The organism is Micromonospora sp. NPDC049903, from assembly GCF_044460945.1.
Lineage (GTDB): Bacteria > Actinomycetota > Actinomycetes > Mycobacteriales > Micromonosporaceae > Micromonospora.
Map to the genome: position 1 here is coordinate 416,124 of NZ_JBITKL010000001.1, position 21,676 is coordinate 437,799.

23 protein-coding genes are annotated in these 21,676 nt (G+C 71.2%); 14 read left to right on the top strand and 9 right to left on the bottom strand.

From position 1 onward, the window contains the following. Positions 1–43: 43 nt before the first annotated feature. The 5 genes from ACIBO1_RS01890 (at position 44) to ACIBO1_RS01910 (ending at position 4,670) form a co-directional block, all read left to right on the top strand. Positions 44–256: an acyl-CoA carboxylase subunit epsilon gene (locus tag ACIBO1_RS01890; protein ID WP_396740671.1), complete on the top strand. Its 213-nt coding sequence runs from the start codon at positions 44–46 to the stop codon at positions 254–256. A 101-nt stretch (positions 257–357) separates the two neighbouring features. Beyond that, entirely contained in the window at positions 358–819 is a 462-nt protein-coding gene (locus ACIBO1_RS01895) for a hypothetical protein (protein ID WP_396740673.1), read from the top strand. Between the two features lie 1,372 nt (positions 820–2,191). Beyond that, positions 2,192–3,313, top strand: coding sequence for a S8 family serine peptidase (locus ACIBO1_RS01900; protein ID WP_396740675.1), 1,122 nt, complete (start codon positions 2,192–2,194; stop codon positions 3,311–3,313). 37 nt (positions 3,314–3,350) lie between these two features. Next, positions 3,351–4,007: a Maf family protein gene (locus tag ACIBO1_RS01905; RefSeq protein ID WP_396740677.1), complete on the top strand. Its 657-nt coding sequence runs from the start codon at positions 3,351–3,353 to the stop codon at positions 4,005–4,007. Positions 4,008–4,016: 9 nt separating this feature from the next. Continuing rightward, complete coding sequence (locus tag ACIBO1_RS01910) at positions 4,017–4,670, top strand: O-methyltransferase (RefSeq protein WP_396740679.1); 654 nt, start codon at positions 4,017–4,019, stop codon at positions 4,668–4,670. Between the two features lie 176 nt (positions 4,671–4,846). Here ACIBO1_RS01910 and ACIBO1_RS01915 read toward each other — a convergent pair whose 3' ends face one another. After that, positions 4,847–5,602, bottom strand: coding sequence for an ABC transporter permease (locus ACIBO1_RS01915; RefSeq protein WP_176092558.1), 756 nt, complete (start codon positions 5,600–5,602; stop codon positions 4,847–4,849). A gap of 20 nt (positions 5,603–5,622) precedes the next feature. After that, positions 5,623–6,582 carry an ATP-binding cassette domain-containing protein gene (locus ACIBO1_RS01920; RefSeq protein ID WP_396740681.1) on the bottom strand — a complete coding sequence of 320 codons (960 nt, stop codon included), beginning with the start codon at positions 6,580–6,582 and terminating at the stop codon, positions 5,623–5,625. A 181-nt stretch (positions 6,583–6,763) separates the two neighbouring features. Between ACIBO1_RS01920 and ACIBO1_RS01925 the strand changes: the two genes are divergently transcribed. Beyond that, positions 6,764–8,515: an acetyl/propionyl/methylcrotonyl-CoA carboxylase subunit alpha gene (locus tag ACIBO1_RS01925; RefSeq protein ID WP_396740683.1), complete on the top strand. Its 1,752-nt coding sequence runs from the start codon at positions 6,764–6,766 to the stop codon at positions 8,513–8,515. 70 nt (positions 8,516–8,585) lie between these two features. Here ACIBO1_RS01925 and ACIBO1_RS01930 read toward each other — a convergent pair whose 3' ends face one another. Next, on the bottom strand, positions 8,586–9,482 hold the full coding sequence (locus ACIBO1_RS01930) for a LysR family transcriptional regulator ArgP (protein WP_396740684.1): 897 nt from the start codon (positions 9,480–9,482) through the stop codon (positions 8,586–8,588). A 71-nt stretch (positions 9,483–9,553) separates the two neighbouring features. Between ACIBO1_RS01930 and ACIBO1_RS01935 the strand changes: the two genes are divergently transcribed. Continuing rightward, positions 9,554–10,150 (top strand): LysE/ArgO family amino acid transporter, encoded by a 597-nt coding sequence (locus ACIBO1_RS01935; protein ID WP_396740686.1) that lies wholly within the window; start codon positions 9,554–9,556, stop codon positions 10,148–10,150. 15 nt (positions 10,151–10,165) lie between these two features. After that, positions 10,166–11,605, top strand: coding sequence for a GuaB1 family IMP dehydrogenase-related protein (locus ACIBO1_RS01940; RefSeq protein WP_396740688.1), 1,440 nt, complete (start codon positions 10,166–10,168; stop codon positions 11,603–11,605). Between the two features lie 28 nt (positions 11,606–11,633). Here the strand turns inward: ACIBO1_RS01940 and ACIBO1_RS01945 are convergent, their stop codons facing one another. Further along, a complete protein-coding gene (locus ACIBO1_RS01945; protein WP_396740690.1) occupies positions 11,634–12,236 on the bottom strand; it encodes a TetR/AcrR family transcriptional regulator in 603 nt (200 codons plus the stop codon). 85 nt (positions 12,237–12,321) lie between these two features. Between ACIBO1_RS01945 and ACIBO1_RS01950 the strand changes: the two genes are divergently transcribed. The 4 genes from ACIBO1_RS01950 (at position 12,322) to ACIBO1_RS01965 (ending at position 14,735) form a co-directional block, all read left to right on the top strand. Beyond that, positions 12,322–12,765 (top strand): DoxX family membrane protein, encoded by a 444-nt coding sequence (locus ACIBO1_RS01950; RefSeq protein WP_396740692.1) that lies wholly within the window; start codon positions 12,322–12,324, stop codon positions 12,763–12,765. A gap of 118 nt (positions 12,766–12,883) precedes the next feature. Further along, positions 12,884–13,312: a hypothetical protein gene (locus ACIBO1_RS01955; protein WP_396740694.1), complete on the top strand. Its 429-nt coding sequence runs from the start codon at positions 12,884–12,886 to the stop codon at positions 13,310–13,312. Further along, positions 13,305–13,595, top strand: coding sequence for a transcriptional regulator (locus ACIBO1_RS01960; RefSeq protein ID WP_396740696.1), 291 nt, complete (start codon positions 13,305–13,307; stop codon positions 13,593–13,595). The genes ACIBO1_RS01955 and ACIBO1_RS01960 overlap by 8 nt, the downstream gene beginning before the upstream one ends. A gap of 495 nt (positions 13,596–14,090) precedes the next feature. After that, positions 14,091–14,735, top strand: a complete 645-nt coding sequence (locus ACIBO1_RS01965) for a DUF998 domain-containing protein (RefSeq protein WP_396740698.1) — start codon at positions 14,091–14,093, stop codon at positions 14,733–14,735. Here ACIBO1_RS01965 and ACIBO1_RS01970 read toward each other — a convergent pair. Continuing rightward, on the bottom strand, positions 14,713–16,116 hold the full coding sequence (locus ACIBO1_RS01970; RefSeq protein WP_396740700.1) for an NAD(P)H-quinone dehydrogenase: 1,404 nt from the start codon (positions 16,114–16,116) through the stop codon (positions 14,713–14,715). The genes ACIBO1_RS01965 and ACIBO1_RS01970 overlap by 23 nt on opposite strands. Before the next feature lie 106 nt (positions 16,117–16,222). Here ACIBO1_RS01970 and ACIBO1_RS01975 point away from each other — a divergent pair, with 106 nt between their 5' ends. After that, positions 16,223–16,678 carry a gamma-glutamylcyclotransferase gene (locus tag ACIBO1_RS01975; protein ID WP_350695781.1) on the top strand — a complete coding sequence of 152 codons (456 nt, stop codon included), beginning with the start codon at positions 16,223–16,225 and terminating at the stop codon, positions 16,676–16,678. A gap of 119 nt (positions 16,679–16,797) precedes the next feature. Here ACIBO1_RS01975 and ACIBO1_RS01980 read toward each other — a convergent pair whose 3' ends face one another. The 3 genes from ACIBO1_RS01980 to ACIBO1_RS01990 all read right to left on the bottom strand — a co-directional run bounded on the left by ACIBO1_RS01980 (position 16,798) and on the right by ACIBO1_RS01990 (position 19,179). Then, on the bottom strand, positions 16,798–17,535 hold the full coding sequence (locus tag ACIBO1_RS01980) for a hypothetical protein (RefSeq protein ID WP_396740702.1): 738 nt from the start codon (positions 17,533–17,535) through the stop codon (positions 16,798–16,800). Positions 17,536–17,609: 74 nt separating this feature from the next. After that, complete coding sequence (locus tag ACIBO1_RS01985) at positions 17,610–18,542, bottom strand: hypothetical protein (RefSeq protein WP_396740704.1); 933 nt, start codon at positions 18,540–18,542, stop codon at positions 17,610–17,612. Positions 18,543–18,546: 4 nt separating this feature from the next. Continuing rightward, a complete protein-coding gene (locus ACIBO1_RS01990) occupies positions 18,547–19,179 on the bottom strand; it encodes an MBL fold metallo-hydrolase (RefSeq protein WP_396740706.1) in 633 nt (210 codons plus the stop codon). Positions 19,180–19,331: 152 nt separating this feature from the next. Here ACIBO1_RS01990 and ACIBO1_RS01995 point away from each other — a divergent pair, with 152 nt between their 5' ends. Then, a complete protein-coding gene (locus ACIBO1_RS01995) occupies positions 19,332–20,306 on the top strand; it encodes a DUF4349 domain-containing protein (protein WP_396740708.1) in 975 nt (324 codons plus the stop codon). Here the strand turns inward: ACIBO1_RS01995 and ACIBO1_RS02000 are convergent. Beyond that, entirely contained in the window at positions 20,263–21,525 is a 1,263-nt protein-coding gene (locus ACIBO1_RS02000) for an amidohydrolase (RefSeq protein WP_396740710.1), read from the bottom strand. The two genes, ACIBO1_RS01995 and ACIBO1_RS02000, sit on opposite strands and share 44 nt — an antisense overlap. Positions 21,526–21,676: the final 151 nt, after the last annotated feature.

Genomic DNA, 21,676 nt, shown 5'->3' on the forward strand with positions numbered 1-21,676 from the left:
TGTGTGCCGGAGGTCGAGCTCACGAGCGCGTACGCTGTGGTCCATGTCTGTCGAGGAGCCGCTGTTCCGGGTCGTCCGCGGCGTGCCGACCGCCGAGGAACTTGCCGCGCTGGTGGGCGCGATGGTCGTACGCTCCCGCCCGGCGCCCGCGCCCGCTGCCACCCCGGTCTCGGCCTGGGCCCGCAGCGGCCGACCGGTGGGTGCCGCACTGCTGCCGGGCAGTGGTGCCTGGCGCGCCTCCGGTCTGCCCCGCTGACACGGATCGGCGCGGCTGCTGATGGTGACCGGGGCTGCCGGGGAGGCGTCCAAGGATTAGCCTCACTGAGGGGAACCGGGCCGTTACAGTTTGGAGGGCCGATGATCCCTGAGGATGATCGACAAGCGTCCTGGTCACGCGGTCACCGTGGCGTCGAGGCGGACATCCGCCAGATGCGGGAATTCGCCGACATGCTCCGTGCCGAGGTGGACGGCAACTACGCGCCACACCTGCCGCGCATCGCGGACGACATGCTCGCCCGGGTGCCGAATCCGGCGGACGCCTTCATCGAACTGGTGCAGTTCATGCGGGCACACTGGGAGACACAGCAGGCCACGACGAACGCCGTCTGGGGCCTCGGCCACAGCACCGGCCACCTGGCGCACGCCGCCAGACAGGTGGCCGACCGGTACGCCGACACCGACGCCTTCTCCGCAGCCCGCATCGCCGACGTGCGGCAGGCGCTCGGGCGGCCCGGAGACGTCCCCGCCCAGCCCACACCCTCACCGTCGCTGAACAATCCGACCGGACCGGACGACCACGGGCCGGTGATGCTGCCGTGAGAGACCCGGGAGTCGGCCGCAGCGGCGGCCTCACCGACTGGTACCTGATGAACGTGGCCGACATGTGGGCCTGCCTCCAGGACCACGACCCCGACAACCACTGGCGGCACGTCGCCGGCTGGCGCAAGATCTCCGAGCTGGCCGACCAGCACCTGAACCGCCTCCGGACGTACCGCAGACGCCTCGCCCAGGCCTGGCCACCCGACACCAACGAGGCCGCCCGCGCGTACCTCGCCGAGCTGGACGACCTGATCGCGCAGGTGCAACGCACGCACGACGCGGCCAGCGCCAACCAGAGCGCACTCGCCGCCGCCACCCAGGCCCTCAGCAGCACCCGCACCGAACTCAAGAAGATCCACGACGAGTACGCGGACAAGCTCCGACAGAAGCGCGGATGGGAACAGACCGCCGCCGACCCCAAGGCAGTAGCCGGTAGCCGGAACAGTCAACCACCGGTGACCGACGCCGACCTGGAGCAGTTGAACGTCAAGGCGCGCGGCATCATGTACGGCCTGAGCAGCGACCTCCAACAGGCCCAAGTAACGCTCCGCCAACCTCCCGCCCCTAAACCGAATGTCCGGGATGGCGCACCTATGGACGTCTACGCTGACAATCTGACCCCCGTCATTCCACCGATCGCCCCGGTGTCCCTCCCTGGCATGACGATCAAACGGTCAACCGCCTCACATAAGCCTTTGTCGAGACCCACGAAGTCGACCATTGGCCCCGTGCTCAGCGGCCTAGGCCAACAGGTTCCACCGAATCCAACACCCTCCGCGCACCCGAATGTGCCTGCAGCACCAACAGTTTCACCGACCGTGACAGGAATCCCGCACCCCACGCGTCCATCGACGGAACCTAAAAATCCGCAGCCGGGCAATGCGCCTCCTCGCCCAGACGGTCGGCCCGGAAACAGGGGCAGCACCACAAGCGACAATCCACCAGGCCCTCCACGAGCCGTAACACCGGGCGGGATTATCGGCGGGCCAACCAGTGTGGGGCTTAACCAGCCGGGATCGAACGGATCACCTGTACGTCGAGTCAATCCCGTAGGCGGGGTAATCGGCGGCGGGGCAGCGGGCACATCCCCGACGGGCGGAGCAGGCTCCCGGCCAGGCCGAGGAAAAGGAATCAGCGCGAGTCAACCACCAAACGGGGGCTTCTCTTCCTTCGGCTTCTCGAACCCCGTGGGCTCAGCGCGACCTCGGAGCTATCAGCCAGAGGACCCGCAGCGATGGGAGCGGGATAACCCGTGGCAAGTGGAGCAGGGCATTGATCCCGTAGTCCGTCCACCGGACGAGGACGGCCCAATCGACCCCGGGCCAGCAATTGGCTTACCTAAGTGAGACAAGTTTTTAGAACATCGGCCCTCATGCTATTGGTAGGCGCACTAACGTCCGGACTAACCACGCAGGCGCACCCTCAACGCTCTTCTATAGATGCCGAGCGAATACGCCACGACCAGTGGCACATCCCCTACCTGAAAGTCACCGAAGCGCACCAGAGCAGCCAAGGGGATGGCGTCGTAGTGGCAATCCTAGACACCGGCGTGAGTCCACACCCCGACCTACGATCGAATCTCCTTCCCGGAGCGGACCTCACCACAGAGAGGCCGAGCACCGGCCAGAAGGACAACTCAGGGCATGGGACAGGAATGGCAGGGATTGTCGCCGCGCATGGACAATCCGCCGGAGCAGGAGCACTAGGAGTTGCACCAAGAGCGAAGATCCTTCCGGTTCGCTGCTTTGATGGACAGCTAGCCAGCGAAGTTGATCGACTCGCTTCGGCTATCGAATACGCCATCACAGCAGGCGCGGATGTTATCAGCATTTCTGCAGGCGGAGGATCGAACCCCAAACTAATGCGTTCCCTCGAAGCGGCACAGGCCGCGGGCGTGATCGTTGTTGCGGCCGCAGGTGATCGCCCCCAGGACTTTACGATCCCATATCCGGCAGCTGCAGACGGAGTCATCGCGGTGGGGGGTGTAGACCGCAAGGGAGAAATTACTTCCACGTCCACGCATGGAAGAGCTGTGGATCTGGTAGCTCCCGCCGTCGATATCTACAGCACAAGCATAAATGAGAAATATCGCAAGGGAACGGGCACTTCTAACGCTACTGCAATTGTTGCCGGGGCGGCGGCGTTGATTCGGGCCAAGTATCCGTATCTGCCGGCGGACGAGGTGGCGCATCGGTTGACGGCGACCGCGATCGACAAGGGGCCTCCCGGGCGGGACGACCAGTACGGCTATGGCGTGATCGATCTGGTTGCGGCACTGACGGCAGACGTACCGCCGAGGGGTTTCGGGCCTGGCGGGTCGGCCACGCCCTCGCCGGGAACGACGCGGGCCGCGGGTCCCGAGGCCGATGAGGACAGTGCGGCGGTACGAGGCATGGTGACGCTGGCAGTGCTGATCGCGGCCGGTGCCGGTGGGGTGTGGTGGGCCCGGCGGCGACGACGTTCGGACGACCCGCCGCCACGCGTCAGCCGCTGAGCGGTCTCGGCGGGCGGTTGCCGGTACCGTCGTGCGCGTGTCTGATGCGCTTCCGCTCCGCCTCGTGCTCGCTTCGGCCAGCCCTGCCCGCCGTAAGACTTTGCAGGCCGCCGGCATTGAGCCGGACGTGCTGGTCAGTGGTGTCGACGAGAGTGTGGTGGTGACCGATCGGGCGGAGGATCTCTGCCTGGAATTGGCCCGGCTCAAGGCGGAGGCGGTGCTGACCCGCCTGCGGCCCGGCGACGGCCAGCGGACGCTGGTGCTGGGCTGCGACTCGGTGCTCGCGTTCGACGGTGAGATCTTCGGCAAGCCGGATGACGCCGCCGACGCTACCCGGCGTTGGGAGCGGATGCGGGGGCGCAGCGGTGTGCTGCACAGCGGCCACTGTCTCATCGACCTCGTGGGCGGGCGTCGGGCCGAGGCGGTGGCCTCGACGGTGGTGCACTTCGCCGACATCAGTGACCAGGAGATCGCCACGTATGTGGCCACCGGCGAGCCGCTCGCGGTGGCTGGCGCGTTCACGATCGACGGGTTGGGCGGGGCGTTCGTGGAGCGGATCGAGGGCGATCCGGGGACGGTTGTCGGGTTGTCCATGCCGTTGCTGCGGCGGCTGCTCGCCGACTTGGACCTGCGGATCACTGATTTGTGGACAAAAGTCGCGCCGGGCAACCAGAGCATCGAGCCGCTCGGCTAGCGTCCGGGCATGACGCTCAAGTCGATTCCGCTCACCGACGAGTTGCACGCGTACCTCGTCGCGCACGGCGCGCCGCCGGACGAGATCATCCGGGACCTGGCCGAGGAGACCCTCGCCCTCCTGCCGGAGCACGCCTCCATGCAGGTGGCGCCGGAGCAGGCCGCCTTCCTGACGTTCCTGACCCGCTTGCTCGGTGTCCGCAACGCGGTGGAGGTGGGCACGTTCACCGGTCTCTCCTCGTTGGCGATCGCCCGGGGCCTGACCGACGGCGGGCGCCTGACCTGCTTCGACATCTCCGAGGAGTACACCGGTATCGCGCGCCGGTACTGGGCGCGGGCCGGTGTCGACGACCGGGTCGAGTTGCGTATCGGCCCGGCCGGGGAGACGTTGCGGGAGTTGCCGCACGAGCGGTATCTGGACTTCGCCTTCATCGACGCCGACAAGACCAGCTATCCGCTCTACTGGGACGAGTTGGTGCCCCGGATGCGGCCGGGTGGCGTGATCGCCGTCGACAACGTGCTGCGACACGGACGGGTCGTGGCGCCGGAGAGCGAGGCGGATCGGGCGATCGCGGCGTTCAACGACGACGTCCTCGCCGACGTACGGGTCGACGCGGTGATGCTGCCGATCGCCGACGGCCTGACTCTCGCCCGCGTGCACTGACCGTTACGCCGGCACCGGTCCCCATCTCTGCCGGGATGGGTGGACTGGTGCCGGCGTCCGGATCGACTGTCGTCGGCGTGCCGCTGGGTGCGCGTCGGTCGTGCCGCCGCTGGGTGAGCGGGGCGTTAACAGGGTGCCCGTGCTCTACCGCAGGCGTTAATAAGGTGCCCTTCCTTTCACCGGACGCTGCGGGCGAACTGGCGGGCCGCCCAGTAGACGCCGGCGGCGGCGAGGATCGCGATGATGGTCAGCCCCTGCCAGACCCGGTCGTTGCCGATGTCGCCGTTGAACAGGGCGCGGGTGCCGTCCACCGCCCAGGAGAACGGGTTCCACTTGGCGACGCCCTGCAACCAGCCGGGCGCGAAAGCGAGCGGGAGCAGGATGCCGGAGAGCAGCAACACCGGCTGGGCGACGGTGTTCATCAGCGGGGCCAGGGCGTCCTCGCTCTTCACCTTGAGCGCGACGCCGTAGCTGACCGCCGAGGTCATCAGCGCGATCAGGGCGAGCATCAGGTATGCCAGCAGCAGGTCGCCGATGAAGACCCGCAGGTCGAACAGGAGCGCCAGCAGCGTGATGATGACCGCCTGGACCATCAGCGACACCACGTCGCGCAGCGAGCGACCGAGCAGCAGGGCGAGCCGGCTGACCGGGGTGACCCGGGAGCGTTCGATCACTCCGGCGCGCAGCTCGGCGATCAGGCCGAAGCCCTGGAACAGGCCGCCGAAGATGGCCAGCAGCACCAGCAGACCGGGCACGAAGATCTTGTACGCCTCGGCCTGGGTCGGTGCGTTCAGCGCGGGCTTGAGCAGCGGGGCGAACAGGAGCAGATACATCACCGGCTGGAAGACGCCGACGAAGACCCACACGGGGTTGCGCAGCAGCAGGTGGAACTGCCGCTGGAAGATCAGCCAGGTGTCGCGGGCGAGCTTCATGGGACTTTCTCCTGGTCGGTTCAGGACTCGCGCAGCGAGCGGCCGGTCTTGGTGAGGAAGACGTCGTCGAGGCTCGGGCGGTGCAGCTCGATCGACTTGAGGTCGAGACCGGCACCGTCGACCCGGCGCAGGATCCGCGGGATGGCGGTCGCGCCGTCGTCGACGAAGAGGCGCAGGCCGCCCTCTTCCAGGCTCTCCAGCCGGTTCACGTACTCCTCGCCGTCGAGCAGCTTCTCCGCCTCGCCGGTGGCGACGATGTCGAGGCCGACCAGGACGATGTCGCCAGAGATCTCCCGCTTGAGGGCGGTCGGCGTACCCTCGGCGACCACCTCGCCGTGATCCATGATCGCGATGCGGTCGCAGAGCGCGTCGGCCTCGTCGAGGTAGTGGGTGGTGATGAAGACGGTCATCCCGTCGGTCCGCAGCCGGCGGATCTCGTCCCACATGTGCGCCCGGCTCTGCGGGTCGAGGCCGGTGGTGGGCTCGTCCAGAAAGACGATCTTCGGCTCGTGGATGATGCCGAGCGCGATCTCCACCCGCCGTCGCTGGCCGCCCGAGTACGTCTTGCACTTGCGGTCGGCGAACTCGGTGAGCTGGAACGCCTCCAGCGCGCGTACCGCCCGACGCTGGGCCTCGGCCTTGCCGATGCCGTACATCCGGGCCTGGAGCACCAGTTCCTCACGCGCGGTCGACTCGTCCCAGGTGCTGCCGCCCTGGGCGACGTAGCCGATCCGGCGGCGGACCTCGCCCGGGTTCTTGAGCAGGTCGGCACCGGCGATGGTGGCCTGGCCGCCGTCCGGCTCGATCAGCGTCGCGAGCATCCGCAACGTGGTGGTCTTGCCGGCGCCGTTCGGGCCGAGGAACCCGAAGATCTCGCCGGCCGGGACGTCCAGGTCGACGCCGCGTACCGCCTCGACGGTCTTCGTCTCCCGACCGGCCCGGCTGCGGAACGACTTCCGCAGCCCTCTGGTCTCGATCATTTCCACTCCCCGCTCATGGCCGGACTCCGGCCACCATCGTCACGGCACTCCACCACATGGGTACGACACCACGCCGCCCACGACCTGGCCAGACAGTGCGTCATCCCACACTGAGCGATCGTTCGGGGCACCACGGTGAGCTATAAACTCCCGGTCAGTAACCCGCCGGGAGGAGCCCAAGGTGCGCAAGGTACTCATCGCCAACCGGGGCGAGATCGCCGTCCGGGTCATCCGCGCCTGCCAGGACGCCGGCCTGGGCAGTGTCGCGGTGTACGCGGACTCCGACCGGGATGCCCTGCACGCCACGCTCGCCGACGAAGCGTACGCCCTGGACGGCGACACCGCTGCGAATACTTACCTCCGTATCGACAAACTGATCGACGTCGCTGCCCGTGCCAATGTCGACGCGGTCCACCCCGGGTACGGCTTCCTCTCCGAGAACGCCGACTTCGCCCAGGCGGTCATCGACGCGGGCCTGACCTGGATCGGTCCCACCCCGCAGGCGATCCGCGACCTCGGTGACAAGGTCACCGCCCGGCACATCGCCCAGCGGGCCGGCGCTCCCCTGGTGCCCGGCACCCCGGACCCGGTGGGCAGCCCGGACGAGGTGATGGCCTTCGCCGTCGACCACGGCCTGCCGGTGGCCATCAAGGCCGCCTTCGGTGGCGGCGGGCGCGGCCTGAAGGTGGCCCGCACCATGGAGGAGATCCCGCACCTGTTCGAGTCGGCCACCCGCGAGGCGGTCGCGGCCTTCGGTCGGGGCGAGTGCTTCGTCGAGCGGTACCTCGACCAGCCGCGCCACGTGGAGGCGCAGGTCCTGGCCGACCAGCACGGCAACGTGATCGTCGCCGGCACCCGGGACTGCTCGTTGCAGCGCCGGCACCAGAAGCTGGTCGAGGAGGCACCGGCACCGTTCCTCACCGCCGAGCAGCGTGCGCAGATCCACCAGAGCGCGAAGGCGATCTGCCGGGAGGCCGGCTACCACGGTGCCGGGACGGTGGAGTACCTGGTCGGCAACGACGGCACCATCTCCTTCCTGGAGGTCAACACCCGGCTGCAGGTGGAGCATCCGGTGACCGAGGAGACCGCCGGCATCGACCTGGTCCGCGAGCAGTTCCGCATCGCCGACGGGGAGAAGCTGCGGCTCACCGAGGACCCGACGCCGCGCGGGCACTCCATCGAGTTCCGGATCAACGGCGAGGACCCGGGTCGCGGCTTCCTGCCCGCGCCCGGCACGGTGACCGCCCTGCGCCTGCCGACCGGTCCCGGCGTACGGGTGGACACCGGTATCTCGGCCGGCGACGTGATCGGCGGCAACTTCGACAGCCTGCTCGCCAAGGTCATCATCACCGGCGAGACCCGCACCGAGGCGCTGGAGCGGGCCCGGCGCGCCCTGGACGAGATGGTCATCGAGGGGATGGCCACCGCGCTGCCGTTCCACCGCCTGGTGGTCCGCGACCCGGCGTTCACCGCCGAACCGTTCGCGGTGCACACCCGCTGGATCGAGACCGAGTTCGACAACACGGTTGCGCCGTTCGCCGCAGTGGCCGACGGTCCGGCCGCTCCGGCCGAGCGCGAGACGATCGTGGTCGAGGTGGGCGGCAAGCGGCTGGAGGTCAGCCTCCCTGCCGGGCTGGGCGCGGGTACGGCGAGCGCCGCACCGGCCGCGAAGAAGCCCACCCGTCGAGGTGGCGGGGCCACGGCCGGCGCGGCGGCGGGCGGTGACGCGCTCACCTCGCCGATGCAGGGCACGATCGTCAAGATCGCGGTCGCCGACGGCGACACGGTGGCCGAGGGCGACCTGGTCGTGGTGCTGGAGGCGATGAAGATGGAGCAGCCGTTGCACGCGCACAAGGCGGGCACGGTCAGCGGCCTCGCCGCCGAGGTCGGCGCGGTGATCACCGCCGGTGCCGCCGTCTGCACCATCGCCTGAGGTACTGCCGGGTGTAAGGAAGGGTCCCCTACTAACGCCTCGTGTATAGCAGGGGTCCCCTCCTTACATCTCAGTGCAGGGATTCGGCGGCGACGGTGCAGACGGCGGTGGTCAGCGCGGTCAGCACCGGCGAGTCGAGTCGCCAGTGCTGCCAGTAGAGCGGGGTGTCCAGCACCCGGCCGGGGGCGATGTCCACGCAGCGTCCGGCGGCCACGTCGGCGTCGGCGATCTGCTCGGCCACCAGTCCCCAGCCGAGGCCGAGCCGGATCGACTCGTTGAACGCCGGGACCGACGGCACGTAGTGCACCGGTGGGTCGAGCGCGTGCCCGGTCACCGTACGCAGGAAACGGTGTTGGATCCGGTCCTTGCGGTCGAAGACCACCACGGGTGCGGCGGCGGCCGTGGCCCTGGTGAGACCGTCGGCGAACCAGCGTCGGGCCAGCGACGGCGCGGCCAGCGCCCGGTAGCGCATCGCGCCGAGACGGCGTACCCGGCAGCCCTGGACCGCCTCGCGTTGGGCGGTCACCGCAGCGGTCACCACCCCGTCGCGGAGCAGGACGGCGGTGTGGTCCTGGTCGTCCTGCCGGATGTCGAAGGAGAGTTCCGGCTGGTCGGGCAGCCGGGCCAGGGCGGCGGGGAACCAGGTGGCGAGCGAGTCGGCGTTGACCACGATGGCGACCCGGGTACGGGCCCGGTCGCCGCCGAGCGGTCCTCGGGCGTCGGCCAGCGCCTCGCGTTCGAGCAGGGCGAGCTGCCCGGCCAGGCGCAGCAGCGGTCGCCCGGCCTCGGTGGCGTCGCAGGGGCGGTGCCGCCGGACGAGCACCTGCCCGACGGTCTCCTCCAGGGCCTTGATGCGCTGGCTGACCGCCGAGGGGGTGACGTGCAGCAGCCGCGCCGCCGCCTCGAAGCTGCCCTCGGCGACCACTGCGGCGAGCGTACGGAGCTGGGTGGAGTCCAGACCGCTCATGAAGCTGAGCTTAACCAGATGAAGAATCTTTAGCTGGACTCATCCACCCTCGCACTCCTACCGTCGGCAGCGTGCTCACCTCCGTCGTCGCCGGTTTCTCCCTGTCCATCGCCCTCATCGTCGCCATCGGCGCGCAGAACGCCTTCGTGCTCCGCCAGGGCCTCCGCCGGGAACACGTGGTGCCGGTCGTCCTGACCTGCGCGATCTCCGACGCCCTGCTGATCGGCGTCGGCATCGCCGGAGTGGGGTCGGTGGTGGCGGCCCGACCCGACCTGCTCACCGCGATCCGCTGGGGCGGGGCGGCCTTCCTGCTCGGGTACGCGGCCCTGGCCGCCCGCCGCGCGTGGCGTCCGAGTGCGCTCACACCGGCACAGCGGCCCCCGGCACGGCTCGGCGCGACGCTGCTGGCATGCCTCGCCTTCACCTATCTCAACCCGCACGTCTACCTGGACACCGTGCTGCTGCTCGGTGGCATCGCGCAGCAGCAGCCGCACCGCTGGCTGTTCGGTCTCGGCGCGGCGGTGGCCAGCGTCGTCTGGTTCAGCGCGCTCGGCGCGGGGGCGTACCGACTCGCGCCGATGCTCGCCCGGGCCCGGGTCTGGCAGGTGCTCGACGGCGTGATCGCGCTGGTGATGGTGGTGGTAGCGGTCGCGCTGCTGCTGAGCTGAGGGAATGATGGCCGGGTGCGGTTCCTCAATGACGCGACGCCCGGGTACGACCTGACCTACAACGACGTCTTCATGGCCCCGGCCCGATCGGAGGTGGGCTCGCGGCTGGACGTCGACCTGTCCACCGGCGACGGGACGGGTACCACGATCCCGCTGGTGGTGGCGAACATGACGGCAGTCGCCGGCCGGCGGATGGCCGAGACGGTGGCCCGACGCGGCGGCATCGCGGTGATCCCCCAGGACATCCCGATCGAGGTGGTGGCCGAGGTCGTCGCCTGGGTCAAGCAACGGCACCTGATGCACGACACGGCCATCGCGCTCGGTCCGACCGACACCGTCGGTGACGCGATCCACCTGTTGCCCAAGCGGGCCTACGGCGCGGTGATCGTGGTCGACGAGGAGGGCCGCCCGATGGGGGTGGTGACCGAGGCGGACACGGTCGGCGTGGACCGGTTCGCCCAGTTGCGCGACGTGATGTCGGCCGACCTGCACACGGTGCCGGTGGACGCGGATCCGCGTACCGGCTTCGACCGGCTCAGCACCGCGCGGCGGCGGTTGGCCCCGGTGGTGGACGGCGAGGGGCGGCTGGTCGGGGTGCTCACCCGGCCGGGCGCACTGCGGGCGACGCTCTACCGGCCTGCGGTGGATGCCCTCGACCGGCTGCGCATCGCGGCGGCGGTGGGCATCAACGGCGACGTGGCGGGCAAGGCGTCCGCGCTGCTGGAGGCCGGGGTGGACACCCTGGTCGTGGACACCGCGCACGGCCACCAGGAGCGGATGATCAGCGCGTTGCGGACCGTCCGGAGTCTGGACCCGGGTGTACCGGTGGCGGCCGGCAACGTGGTCACCGCCGACGGCGTGCGCGACCTGGTCACGGCCGGCGCGGACATCGTCAAGGTGGGCGTCGGTCCGGGCGCGATGTGCACCACCCGGATGATGACCGGAGTGGGCCGCCCGCAGTTCTCGGCGGTGTTGGACTGCGCGGCGGCGGCCCGTGAGCTGGGCCGGCACGTCTGGGCCGACGGCGGGGTGCGGCATCCGCGTGACGTGGCGCTGGCGCTGGCCGCCGGTGCGTCGAACGTGATGGTCGGTTCCTGGTTCGCCGGCACCTACGAGTCGCCCGGTGACCTCTACACCGACGAGGACGGCCGGCGGTACAAGGAGAGCTTCGGGATGGCCTCGGCGCGCGCGGTCAGCGCCCGGACCGCCGAGGACAGCCCCTACGACCGGGCCCGTAAGGCGATCTTCGAGGAGGGCATCTCGTCGGCCCGGATGTACCTGGACCCGACGCGGCCCGGGGTGGAGGACCTGATCGACGAGATCATCTCCGGCGTACGCAGCGCCTTCACCTACGCCGGGGCACGGAACCTGGACGAGTTCCACGAGCGGGTGCTGGTCGGCGTGCAGAGCACTGCCGGCTACACCGAGGGGATGCCGCTGCCGACGAGCTGGTGACGGCCGGCTGGTGACGGCCGGCGTTCGGTCAGCCGGGGTCCGTCGCCGGGCCGAAGAGGCGCCCGATCACCGTCCGGGCAACCTCTCGCGGGTCGTCACCCACACCGGGTGGTAGCGCGTCGGCCAGCCAGAGCGTGGCGAACCCATGCACGATCGACCATGCGGCCAGGGCGTCACCGAGCGGCCCGTGCACGCCGCCCCGCCCGTCGCCGGCATCCGTCGCAGCGGCGGGCAGTGCCGTGACCCCGGCATGCAGGGCGGCACCGGCACGGTCCCGGGCGGCCCGGACCTCGGCGGCGTCGGATCGGTAGAGATCGGGGTGGAACATTACCTCGAAGTGGGCGCGGTGCCGCACGGCGAAGTCGACGTACGCCACGCCGAGGTCCAGCAGTTCGCCGCCGGCCGATTCCAGCGCCTCGGCGAGCAGGTCGAAGCCCTGCACCGCGAGCGCGGTGAAGAGGCCGGCCCGGTCGCCGAAGTGATGGGCCGGAGCGGCGTGCGAGACGCCGGCGCGTCGGGCCAGGTCCCGCAGGCTCAGCGCCGCCGGGCCCGACTCCCTGATCGCCTCCTCCGCTGCGGCGAGCAGGGCGCGAGGCAGGTCGCCGTGGTGGTAGCCGCGGGTGCCGGTCATCACTCGATCCTATCTTGCCATTGACAAGATAGGCCATCACGAGCCAATCTTGTCGGCGACAAGATTGGTCTTCGAGGAGGTACCGATGGCTCCGCTGATCGCCCTGGTGGCGGGCACCGCGCTCGCCCGACTGGCCGGCCTGGCCGGGGTCTCCGTGCTCGACGGCTGGCAGCCGGCCCTGCGGGTCGGACTGGCCGTGATGTTCGTGCTGACCGGGATCGCACACTTCACCGGTCGGCGACGCGACCTGATCGAGATGGTCCCGCCCCGACTGCCCCGACCGGACCTGCTGGTCACCGTGACCGGCGTGCTGGAACTCGCGGGCGCGGCCGGCCTGCTGGTGCCGGCCACCGCCCGCTGGGCCGCAGCCGGACTGGCCGTACTGATGCTGGCGATGTTCCCGGCGAACGTCTCGGCCGCGCGCCGGAAACTCACCCTGGGCGGGCGCCCGGTCACCCCGCTCGGTGTCCGTACCGCACTCCAGGTCGCCTTCCTCGCCGCCGCCATCGCGGTCGCCGTCGGGCCATGACCGATCACGCCGCCTGGCTTTCACCCCGTCATCGCCGGTGGCAGCGGGCGGCGGCAGACCACGATCGGACCCACACGACGAGTTGCCGACATGGAAACTCGGCCCTACAGTTTCCTCTATGGAAACAAGACCCACCCCCGATCAGGCCCGGGAGACGCTTCGACAGCTCACCGACGACGAGAACGCGGTCCGCTACCCCCCGTTCCCGCGATGGTTCTTCGTCGCGATGTCGGCAGCCATGGCCGCCCTGCACCTGGTGCATCTCCTGCCCCCCGCCCACGTGGGCAAGGCGAGCCTCGCCGTGAGCATCGCGGCCATCGTGCTCGGCTGCCGGTACTGGCTCAACCAGGACGGGGTCTCCTGGGCGGCGGTCAAGGCGGGCGACATCGCCCCGTTCCTGGCCGCCGTCTTCGGTTGCTTCGCCCTGACCTGGGCGCTGTCGGCACTCACCGACGCCCGCTGGGTCTGGATCGTCGGCGCCGCCGTGTCGGCGGGCATCGTGCTGCGCACCGGCCGGGCGTACCGGCGGGAATTCGGCGATGCCTGAGACCCCGTTGTTCAACGAGAAGATCCACGCACCGCACCGGTTGCGAATCTGCGCCATGCTCAGCGCCGCGCACCGGGTCGAGTTCCAGCGCCTGCAGGATCATCTCGGGCTCTCCAAATCCGCCCTAAGCAAGCACCTGACGCAACTCGTGGACGCCGGCTACGTCCGGCAGGACCGCGCCGCGCGGGACGCGCACAGCAGGCTGTGGCTCTCCCTCACCCCCGAGGGCGCGAGCGCGTACGCCGACCACGTGAAGGCGCTCCGCGAGATCGTCGGCGCCTGACCCGCCACACGTCACTCCGCGTCACCGCGACGACCAGGCCGGGAGGTGGCCGGGCCGCTGGCACGGGACCTGCCAGCGGCCCGGCGGCGGCCCGGGCGTCAGGAACGGGGGACCCGACGCCACGCCGGGCCGCGCGCCGACAACGGTACGCGTCCCGAGCCCGATCCCGCGACCGTCGATCGACGACGACTCTGCCCGATGTCCCTGGTAGTGGCACCGAAGCTTGCCCGTCGACCCCGTTCCGGGACACGTGTGGCTGGTCATCACGGCCGCCGACCGACGGGGTGATGTCGGACACTCCGTCACTCTCGGTATGTTCCGGTCAACTCGCCCAGTGATCGGACAGAGACGACCGCACCACGACGGATCGACCCGCACCGGCACCCCGAGGTCGGTCACCGGGTAAAGCCGGATTGCCGCTCGGGGTGCCCCCGGGGGCGGATTTCGGTGCTCGTCCCGGATCCGTCTGAGGTGCCCGTCGCGACAGGCTGAGCCATGCCTGTAACCCGGAACAGCGCGACGCTGACGCTCGGCGGCATCGTCCTCGCGGCGCTGCTCGCCGTGATCGGCCACGCGGGTGTCGACGGTCTGGACCCGCTGAGCCTGACCGTCAGCGACTACGCCGTCTCCGAGTCCGGCGGGGCCATCCACCTCGCCATGCTCACCCTCGCCGCAGCCTCCGCCGTGCTCGTCCTGGGACTACGCCGCCTCGACCGACCCACCGGAGCGGCCGGTACGCGTCGTGGTCGCGTCGGCACGGCCCAGGTGCTGGTCGCGGCCTGGGCCGGCGGGCTGCTGCTGGCCGGACTGATACCCACCAACCCGCCCGGGACCGAGATGGGCACCGCCGCCTACGTGCACCGGTACGCCTCGGTGGTCGCCTTCCTGGCCCTGCCGCTCGCAGGTTGGCTGATCGCCGCGCAGTTGCCCGCCACCGCCCGCACCGCCCGCTGGCTGCGCGGGCTGACGATCGCCAGCCTGCTGCTCGCCGCCGTGATGGTCTGGTCCGCCTACCCCGGCGACCGCGCGTACTACGGCCTGATCGAGCGCGCCCTCATCCTCGCCGAGGTAGCCCTGCTCACCGTCCTGGCCACCGTCGGAGGGAGGGTGGGGGCGGTTACTCCAGTTCGTGGAGCATGAGTTGGCGGGCGGCCTCGGTGAGGGAGCCGGAGAGGCTGGGATAGATGGTGATGGTCTGCGCCAGCTCGTTGACGGTGAGGTTGTTCTCCACCGCCATGGTGATCGGCAGGATCAGCTCGCTCGCCTTCGGCGCCACCACCACGCCACCGATCACCTGACCGCTGGCCGGGCGGCAGAACAGCTTGACGAACCCGTCGGCCACCTCGTCCATCTTCGCCCGGGCGTTACCGGCCAACGGCAGCATCACCTGCCGGGCCGGCACCTTGCCGGCGTCCATCTCGTCCTGCGACACGCCCACGGTGGCCAACTCGGGGTCGGTGAAGACGTTCGCCGAGACGGTCCGCAGCCGCAGCGGCCGGACCGCCTCACCGAGCGCGTGCCACATGGCGATCCGGCCCTGCATGGCGGCGACACTGGCCAGCGGCAGGACGCCGGTGCAGTCGCCGGCCGCGTAGATGCCCGGGACGTTGGTGCGGGAGACCCGGTCCACGGTCACGTACCCGCCCCGGGCCAGCGTGACGCCGTACTCGGCCAGGCCCAGCTCCTCGGTGTTGGGGATCGAGCCGACCGCGATCAGCGCGTGCGAGCCGTACACCTTGCGACCGTCGGAGAGGACGACCTCGACGCCGTCGTCGGTCCGGCGGACCCCCTCGGCGCGGGAATTGTTCAGGATGCTCATGCCCCGGGCGCGGAAGACCCGCTCGATGGCCTGCGCCGCGTCGGCGTCCTCGTGCGGCATCACGCGGTCCCGACTGGAGACCAGGGTCACCTCGACGCCCATCGCCAGATAGGCGCTGGCGAACTCGGCGCCGGTCACGCCGGAGCCGACCACGATCAGGTGCTCGGGCAGCTCGGGCAGGTCGTACACCTGCCGCCAGGTGAGGATGCGCTCGCCGTCGGGCACGGCGGTGGGCAGTTGGCGCGGGGTGGCGCCGGTGGCGACCAGCACCGTCGAGGCACTGATCGAGTACGGCGCATCGCCCCCGTCCGGCGTGACGATCACCCGGTGGGTGTGGCCGAGGGTGTCCTCGCCCAGCCGGGCCCGACCGGAGACGAAGGTGACGCCGGCCTTGAGCAGCTTCGCGTGGATGTCCGAGGACTGCGCCAGGGCGAGCCGCTTGACCCGCTCGTGGACCGCCCGGGCGTCGACGGTGACCGCCTCCAGTCCGTCGGAGTGCACCCCGAACACCTCGGTGTCCCGGTATCCGGTCACCACCTCGGAGCTGGCGATGAACGTCTTCGACGGTACGCAGTCGGACAGCACGCAGGCACCGCCCGCGCCGTCGGCCTCCACCACGGTCACGGCGGCGTCCAGCTGAGCGGCGACCAGCGCGGCCTCGTAACCGGCCGGCCCCCCGCCGATGATCACGATCTGGCTCACCACGACCGCCCTTCGTCCATGCTCACAGTGACTTTCTTCTCCCCGACGCGTCCGACACGCACCGTCGTATTCTCCCCCACCCGCCCGGCGGGCTATCGTCATCGCCGTGCGTCTCTACGCCGCCTACGGCTCGAACCTGGACCCTGCCCGAATGCGTGCCTACTGCCCGCATTCCCCCATGGTGGGCATCGGCTGGCTGGAGGGCTGGCGGCTCACCTTCGCCGGTGAGGACGTCATCGGCTGGGAGGGTGCCGTCAGCACCGTGGTCGAATCCCCCGGCGACCGGGTCTTCGTCGCGCTCTACGACATCCACCCGTACGACGCGGCCCAGCTCGACGAGATCGAGGGCGTCACCTCCGGCACGTACCGGAAGCTGACCGTCCGGGTCTCGACGCTGGACGGCGACGTGACGGCCTGGGTCTACGTCTTCGACGGCTACGAGGGTGGTCTGCCCACCTCGTGGTACGTCTCGGAGATCGCGAACGCCGCCGAGAAGGCGGGCGCGCCGGACGACTACGTCGTCGAGCTGCGGTCCCGCCCCACCGGCACGGCGTCGGCCTAGCGCGTCTCCCACAGCCCCCAGTCTGCTACCGACCGGCGGCACCCCGCCCGGCACCCCCGCCGAGCCGGACGCCGGTCACAGCCGGCCACGCCCGGTCAGCCCTGCGTGTGCGCGTCCGGTCAGCCCTGCGTGTGCGCCCGCGCCTCGGTCAACAACTCGACCAGTTCGGCGCCCTCGGTCGGGCCGAGCGCGGCGAAGGCGGGCGCCACCAGGCGGTCGGTCACCGCCTCGGCCCAGAGCCGGCGACGCACCAACGGCCCGACCGGCGGGTACGGCGGCGGCCACCCGCAGGCCACCGCCCCGCTCTCGCCCTCCGGCCCGGCCAGCACCGCCTCCAGCGGCGTCATCCCGCAGGCCCGTACGGCCACCAGGTGCGCGCCGGTGAAGTGTTCGCGGAGCAGGCGCAGCCCGGCGGCGGCCCGGGCACCGGGGCTCCCGGGCTCGGAGGGCACGGCCCGCCAGGCGGCGAAGAGCGGCATGGCGCTGGCGTCGGCCGCCGCGACGGTCCGTTCCACGAGGGTGGCCAGCCGGTCGACGTGGGGCAGCGCGGCCAACCGGTCCTCGCCCCAGCGGCAGCACTCGGCCATGCTGGCGGCGGCCACCTCGGTGGGGCGTACGGTGCGGGCGGCGGCGTCCCAGCCGTCGGCGACGGCGTCGGGGGCGATGAACCCGAGCGCGGCGGCGACCGTCTCGGCGCGTACGTCACCGAGTGCCCCGGCGCGCCCGGTGACGTAGAAGGCCCAGCCGGAGATGCCGAGCAGCCGGGCCCGACGCAGCGTGGTGGGGCACCGGCCGTACGCCTCGCCGAGCGCGAGCACCGCCGGCTTGCTGGCCGCCGCCACCTGTTCCGGGGTCATGCCGTCCCGCCCGGAGCGCAGCCGCCGGAGGGTCCGTCCACGAAGGATCCGACCGAAGGTCCGTCCATGACGGATCAGTCTGCCGCGCCGTCGCCCCGCTCGGCATCCCCCTCCTCGGCGGTCAACGCCTCCATCGCGGCCTCCACCTCCCCGGTGCGTCGCTGGGCGACGGCGGCGGACCGTTCGGCGGCCCGGCGGGCCAGTCGGGACCGGCTCAGTTCCTGCTCGGCGACGGCCCGGCGGCGCTCCAGCTCGGCCAGTTCCGTCTCGACGGCGTCCAGGGCTGCCGTCCCGTCGCGCTCAGCGGACTGCGCCGCGTCGAGGTCCGTCTCGGCCCGTTCCTGGTCGGTACGCGCCCGGGCCAGCTCTTTCTCCAGCGCCTTGCGGCGGCGGGCCAACTCGGCTCGGGCGGCTCGTCGGGCCTGTTCGGCACGCATCGCGCCGCGGTCCGGCGGGCGGGCGGGTGTCGCCGGTGCGGGCGGCTCCTCCCCGCCGGTGACCAGCCGCAACTGTGGCCGGGGCACCTCGCCGAACCCGGCGTAGTGGGCCGGGCGAAGCAGCCGACCGGACCGTACCTGCTCGGCCACGCCGGGGTCGGCGAGGGCCGCGTTCAGGGTCGCCTCGACCTCGGCCAACGGCAGCTTCCCGGCCGACGGCGCCCCCGGCACCTCGGCGGCGAGCCGGCGTACCTCGGCGACCAGGGCGGAGACCACGGACCGCCGCTGCGCGGACAGCTCCCGCAGGCGCGGGCCGCGCAGCTCGCGCTGGGCGTCCCGCAACGCGTCGGCCAACTGCGCCAGGTCGTCGACCAGCTCGGGACGCTCGACGGCGAGCAGGTTGACCAGCCAGGCGGCCACCGTGGGGCGGCGCAGTCGGGCGATCTCGCGGGCCCTCCGCCCGTCCCCGGCGCGCCGGGCCTGCGCCACCGCGGCGTCCCGGGCGGCGACGAACCGGTCCGGTGGCGTGCGGTAGAGCTGCGCCACCGGGTCGGACGGAGGTTCAGGCATCGGCTCAGCCGTCGATTCGGCTGCCCGGCTCCAGCCGCTGGTACTCGCTGCCGGACAGGGCGGTGTACTGCCGGTCGAGTACGGCGAGGCCGTGGGTGTTGAGCAGGGCGTCGTGCAGCGCGAAGACCCGGCGCGGGGACACCGCCCGGATGAAGTCGACCACCTCGGAGAACTTCGACCAGGGTGCGTGAATCGGGGCGAAGAGCGTGTCGACCTGGATGTCGTCCGGCACGAACAGCGCGTCACCCGGGTGGTAGACCACCTCGTCGAGCAGGTAGCCGAGGTTGTCGACGAGCGGGATGTCGGGGTGGATCACCGCGTGCCGGCCGCCGTAGGCGCGGACCGGGACACCGGCGGCGGTGAACGCGTCACCGGGAGCGACCGGGCGCAGCGCCTCGGCCGCGTCGCCGAGCGGTCCGGCCACCGAGGCCGGTCCGTGGATGGTGAACGGCCGCCGGGCCAGTTGTCGGTTGATCGCCTCGGCGTCCACGTGGTCCTGGTGCTCGTGGGTGATCAGGACCGCGTCGGCCCCGTCCAGCGCCACGGCGGCCTCGCTGAACACGCCCGGATCGACGACCAGCACTCCCCCGTCGTGCTCGACCCGCAGGCACGAGTGGGCGTACTTGGTGATCCGCATCGTGATGCCTCCCATATCGAATCGTGACCGTCCTGAGCGCAGTCTGCCGGAACCCGGGGGACAGCGCTCGACGTCCGAGCTATCACCCGCTCGGGTAGAGGAAGGGAACGTTGATGACACCGACAAGAACCCGCCGTCACACGGCGGCGGGAATGACTGCGCTGGTCATGCTGCTGGTGGTGACCGGCTGCGGCAGCGGCGACAGCGGCAGCGACAGCGCGGCGACCTCCAACGAGGCGGGCCGGGCCGCCGCACCACAGGCCGTGGACGGCGCCGGTCCGGTGGGTGAGCGGCCCGGTCCGGCGGATCAGCGGGGCGGTGCCGGCGCGGCGGCGGACACCCGGGTCGACCAGCGGTCCATCGTCTACACCGGATCCATCCGGGTGCAGGTGGACGACGTGGAGGCCGCGGCACGGGCGGCGACCGGTGCGGCCACCCGGGTGGGTGGTTTCGTCGGCGGCGACCAACGCCGCAGCTCGAACGCGGACGCGGTCGCGGAACTGACCCTGCGGGTGCCGGCGGACCGGTTCTATCCGGTGGTCGAGGAGTTGGCGGGTCTCGGTCGGCAGGAACGCCGACAGATCGACACCGAGGACGTCACCGAGGAGACCGTCGACCTCGACGCGCGGATCGCCACCCAGCGGGCCCGGGTGGAGAGCGGTCGCCGGCTGCTCGACCGGGCCGACTCGATCGCCGACCTGGTCAGCCTGGAGAACGAGCTGGCCCGCCGGGAGGCGGACCTCGCCTCGCTGGAGGCGAAGAAGCGGCGGCTGGCCGACCTGACCGCACTCTCCACGATCACCGTGACCCTGGTGGGGCCGGACGCCAGCACCCCCGACGAGGAGCGGGAGATCGGATTCCTGGCCGGGCTGAGCGGGGGCTGGACGGTCTTCCTCGCCTCGATGACGGTCCTGCTCACCGTGCTCGGCGCGGTGCTGCCCTGGCTGCTGGTCCTCGGCGTACCGCTGGCGGCGCTGTGGTGGCTGAGCCGTCGCCGACGCCGCCGGGTCCGCCCCGAGCCGGCGCTGGTCGCGCCGGTCGGCACGCCGCCACCGCCCGGGGTGAACCTCGGGTCGTCGTCGGTCAGCGAACCGCCGCCAGTGCCTGGAGCGCGGTCTGCACCATGAGTCGTACGCCGGCCGGGATGGCCCGTTCGTCCACGTCGAACGACGCCCGGTGCAGGTCCACGTTCGGCCCGGAGCGGCCGACCCCGAGTCGGGCGAGCGCGCCGGGGACGTACTCCAGATACCAGGAGAAGTCCTCGCCGCCCATGCTCTGCGGGGTCTCGGCGACGCCCTCCGGGCCGAGCGCGGCGACGGTGGCCGAGGTCAGCACGTTGATGGCCGCCGCGTCGTTGCAGACCGGCGGGCGTCCCCGCAGGTACTCCAGGTCGACCGTGGCCCCGGTCGGGGCGATCACGTCCCGGACCACCTGCGTGACGATCTTCGGGGCCTGTTCCCAGGCGTCCCGGTCCATCACCCGCAGCGTGCCGGAGGCGGACGCCTCGGAGGGGATGACGTTGTAGCGGGTGCCGGCGGAGGCGTGTCCGAAGACCAGCAGCAGTCCGCTGTTGGCCGGCACCCGGCGGCTGATCAGCGCGGGCACCTCGGTGATCAGCCGACCGAGCGCGTCGACCAGGTCGACGGTCAGGTGCGGGCGGGCGGTGTGCCCGCCCGGTCCGGTCAACCGGACCGTGACGTTGTCGGCGGCGGCGGTGATCGGCCCGACCCGCAGGCCGACCTTGCCGACCGGCTGGTTCGGGTCGCAGTGCAGCGCGAAGATCTGCACCACGTCGTCCAGGCCGCCCGCCTCGATCACTTCGAGCGAACCGCAGGGCAGGATCTCCTCGGCCGGCTGGAAGATCAATCGGACCCGGCCGGGCAGCTCGCCCAGGTCGGCGAGCTGGGCGAGCAGCATGCCGACGCCGAGCAGGATCGTGGTGTGCACGTCGTGCCCGCAGGCGTGGCAGACCCCGTCCACGGTGGAGCGGTACGGCACGTCCTTGACGTCGGTCAGCGGCAGCGCGTCGATGTCGGCGCGCAGCGCGATCACCGGCCCGTCGGGGCGGCCGTCGACGTCGCAGATGACCCCGTTGCCCTTGGGCAGCATGCGGGGGCTGAGCCCGGCCAGGGTGAGCTCCCGGGCGATCAGGGCGGCGGTGTCGAACTCCTGACCGGACAGCTCCGGATGCGCGTGAATGTGACGGCGCGTGGCGATCAGGCCCGGTACCCGGAGGGCGAGCAGGTGGTCCAGCTCGGACGGCAGGGGCTGGCCACCGGTCGGTGGCGCCTCGGGCCAAGACGACGCCAATTGCTCGCCGGTCGGCATAGTCAACGCACTCGTCACGTCGAATTCTCGATCACTAGAAATGGATGGATCATCGGGGACAGCAGACAGCGTAGACCCCCGAAGGTAACTCTGCGCAACCTCGTTCCGGTGATGATCGGACCGCACAGCGTCACATATGCCCTGCTTGGAGTGCCCGTAGACGGGCTGG

Excerpts from the sequence above, each read along its gene's own strand:
- ACIBO1_RS01985 (WP_396740704.1), bottom strand. The coding sequence starts at position 18,542 with ATGCCTGAACCTCCGTCCGACCCGGTGGCGCAGCTCTACCGCACGCCA.
- ACIBO1_RS01910 (WP_396740679.1), top strand. The coding sequence starts at position 4,017 with ATGACGCTCAAGTCGATTCCGCTCACCGACGAGTTGCACGCGTACCTC.
- ACIBO1_RS01980 (WP_396740702.1), bottom strand. The coding sequence starts at position 17,535 with ATGACCCCGGAACAGGTGGCGGCGGCCAGCAAGCCGGCGGTGCTCGCG.
- ACIBO1_RS01930 (WP_396740684.1), bottom strand. The coding sequence starts at position 9,482 with ATGAGCGGTCTGGACTCCACCCAGCTCCGTACGCTCGCCGCAGTGGTC.
- ACIBO1_RS01895 (WP_396740673.1), top strand. The coding sequence starts at position 358 with ATGATCCCTGAGGATGATCGACAAGCGTCCTGGTCACGCGGTCACCGT.
- ACIBO1_RS01955 (WP_396740694.1), top strand. The coding sequence starts at position 12,884 with ATGGAAACAAGACCCACCCCCGATCAGGCCCGGGAGACGCTTCGACAG.
- ACIBO1_RS01915 (WP_176092558.1), bottom strand. The coding sequence starts at position 5,602 with ATGAAGCTCGCCCGCGACACCTGGCTGATCTTCCAGCGGCAGTTCCAC.
- ACIBO1_RS01950 (WP_396740692.1), top strand. The coding sequence starts at position 12,322 with ATGGCTCCGCTGATCGCCCTGGTGGCGGGCACCGCGCTCGCCCGACTG.
- ACIBO1_RS01945 (WP_396740690.1), bottom strand. The coding sequence starts at position 12,236 with ATGACCGGCACCCGCGGCTACCACCACGGCGACCTGCCTCGCGCCCTG.
- ACIBO1_RS01960 (WP_396740696.1), top strand. The coding sequence starts at position 13,305 with ATGCCTGAGACCCCGTTGTTCAACGAGAAGATCCACGCACCGCACCGG.
- ACIBO1_RS01890 (WP_396740671.1), top strand. The coding sequence starts at position 44 with ATGTCTGTCGAGGAGCCGCTGTTCCGGGTCGTCCGCGGCGTGCCGACC.
- ACIBO1_RS01995 (WP_396740708.1), top strand. The coding sequence starts at position 19,332 with ATGACTGCGCTGGTCATGCTGCTGGTGGTGACCGGCTGCGGCAGCGGC.
- ACIBO1_RS01990 (WP_396740706.1), bottom strand. The coding sequence starts at position 19,179 with ATGCGGATCACCAAGTACGCCCACTCGTGCCTGCGGGTCGAGCACGAC.
- ACIBO1_RS01900 (WP_396740675.1), top strand. The coding sequence starts at position 2,192 with ATGCTATTGGTAGGCGCACTAACGTCCGGACTAACCACGCAGGCGCAC.
- ACIBO1_RS01920 (WP_396740681.1), bottom strand. The coding sequence starts at position 6,582 with ATGATCGAGACCAGAGGGCTGCGGAAGTCGTTCCGCAGCCGGGCCGGT.
- ACIBO1_RS01965 (WP_396740698.1), top strand. The coding sequence starts at position 14,091 with ATGCCTGTAACCCGGAACAGCGCGACGCTGACGCTCGGCGGCATCGTC.